The following is a 2263-nucleotide window of genomic DNA, read 5'->3' on the forward strand; positions in this document are numbered from 1 at the left end:
CTTTGGCCTGAGAGCTGTTTGCGCAAAGAATCTCGATGTTTAGCTCATTCAGCGCACGCCCAAACTGGGTCATGCCATGCCCGGATTTTGCGGACTGATTGGCAACGCGGAATACCGAGTGTTTGTCGCTGTAGAACGCGACTGGCCGACCATGTGCCGCGAGATACAGATCGAGCGCTTCAAAGTAGCTGAACGTGCTCTCTGATTGCACAAACCGCAACTGCATCAAGGTGCTGGTTGTCAATCGGCGTGCAAACGGGACCCCCTATCGGCGCGCAAAAGGGACCCCCTTGCAGGATTGGGTAGCGGTGATCTGACGCGACAGCTCGCGCAGCGTGCGGCGTAGGGAGGGCGAAGCCCGACCGGAGGCGCGCGCTGCGCAAAGTCGCTTTTAATCGGAGGTTGATGGCGGAGATCAGCTTCGGTTTTTGAAGCGCCAGCTGTCATTACCAGTCTCGACGATGTCGCAGTGATGGGTGACCCGGTCGAGAAGCGCAGTGGTCATCTTGGGATCGCCGAACACGGTCGGCCATTCCCCGAACGCCAGGTTGGTGGTGATGATGACACTGGTCTGCTCGTAGAGTTTGCTGATCAGATGGAACAAGAGCTGGCCGCCTGAGCGGGCGAACGGCAGGTATCCCAGCTCATCGAGCACGATGAGATCGAGGCGGCCGAGCTGGGCAGCGAGCGACCCGGCCTTGCCGATGCGGGTCTCCTCCTCGAGGCGGGTGACCAGGTCGACGGTGTTGAAGTAACGACCACGAGCGCCGGCGCGCACCACGCTGGCGATAATCGCGATCGCCAGATGGGTCTTGCCGGTGCCCGTGCCCCCGACCAGCACGATATTGCGCTTGCCGGGCAGGAACGACCCGGCGTGCAGCGCGCGTGCCAGCCCCTCGTTGATCGGAGTGCCCTCGAACACGAACGCGTCGATATCCTTCACCACCGGCAGCTTGGCTGCGCTCATCCGGTAGCGGATCGAGGCGGCATGGCGATGCGCGGTCTCGGCGCGCAGCAGATCGGCCAGGATCTCGGTGATGGTGCGCTGGCGCTGCACGCCGGCGGTGACCGCCTCGTCGAACGCGCCGGCCATGCCCTTGAGACCAAGCCCGCGCATGGCGTCGATCATCTCATGCCGCTGCATGGGTATCTCGCAAGCTGTCGTAGCGGGCGCAGTCGGCGACCGGAGGGTGCATCAGCGCCATATCCTCGGGCGTGACGATCGATGCGGGTCGGGGCGGCTCGCGTCGCCGCGCCAAGATGTTGAGGATCACTTCGTCGCTGGCGGCACCGGCATCGAGCGCCTCGCGGACTGCGGCCTCGACCGCTTCCAGGCCGTCGCTCAGCACCGTCGCCAACACGCGCACGAACCGTCGGTCGCCTTCGTCACAATTGCCGAGCTTGCGGCGCAGCTGGGCAAGCGCCGGCGGCAGTTCCCAGTTCTGGAACGGCGCACCGTTCCTGAGCGCGCCAGGTTTGGTCACCAGCACCGGCAGGTAATGCCAGGGATCGTAGATCGTTCGGTCACGCCCGAAGAAGCGAGGATGCTCGGCAATGATCTCGTCGCCCATGCGCACGACGATCCGGTCGGCATAGGCACGGACTTGCACCGCACAGCGGACGGCCCTGGCCGCGACCGAGTAGCGGTTGCGGTCGAAGCTGATCAGACAGGTGCCGGTCACCGCGTGCTGCGTCTCGTGAAAGCCGTCGAAGGGCGCCAGCATCGGTTGGAGAGCGGGTCGCTCCAACTCCAGCGCCTGGCCAACCGTCATCTCTTTCTGCTCGGGATGTGGATGCAGTGCCGCCCACCGCAGGCACTCGGCCTCAAGCCAGCCGTTCAACTCCTCCAGGCTGGTGAACCGCAGCCGGGGCTGGAAGAGACGGCCGCGGATCGTCTGGACCTGGTTCTCGACCTGACCCTTCTCCCAGCCCGCAGCCGGCGAACACGCGGTCGGCTCGACCATGTAGTGGTCCGCCATCACCAGAAACCGGCGGTTAAACACGCGCTCCTTGCCGCAGAACACCGTCGTCACCGCCGTCTTCATGTTGTCGTAGATACCACGCTGCGGCACCCCGCCGAAGAAGGCGAAGCCACGCGCATGCGCGTCAAACAGCATCTCTTGAGTCTCGCGCGGATAGGCCCGGACGTATACCGCCCGCGATGCGCACAGCCGCATGTGCGCGACCTTCACCCGCATCGGCTTGCCGGCGATCTCCACATCCTCATGGCTCCAGTCGAACTGGTAGGCCTCGCCCGGCTTGA

The 2263-nt window shown here is 64.5% G+C and carries 2 protein-coding genes and 1 pseudogene; all 3 read right to left on the minus strand.

Annotated elements, in window-relative coordinates; translation table 11 throughout:
- Positions 1–238: pseudogene (locus tag FQ320_RS25080) on the minus strand (ISNCY family transposase); the annotation flags it as partial.
- Between the two features lie 177 nt (positions 239–415).
- On the minus strand, positions 416–1144 hold the full coding sequence (istB, locus tag FQ320_RS25085) for an IS21-like element helper ATPase IstB (RefSeq protein ID WP_148475979.1): 729 nt from the start codon (positions 1142–1144) through the stop codon (positions 416–418).
- Positions 1131–2263 (minus strand): IS21 family transposase (istA, locus tag FQ320_RS25090; protein ID WP_148475980.1); only part of this gene is annotated, 1133 nt, incomplete at its 5' end. The genes istA and istB, both read right to left, overlap by 14 nt.

It is taken from the genome of Oceaniovalibus sp. ACAM 378 (assembly GCF_008085915.1).
Classification (GTDB): Bacteria; Pseudomonadota; Alphaproteobacteria; order Rhodobacterales; family Rhodobacteraceae; genus Oceaniglobus.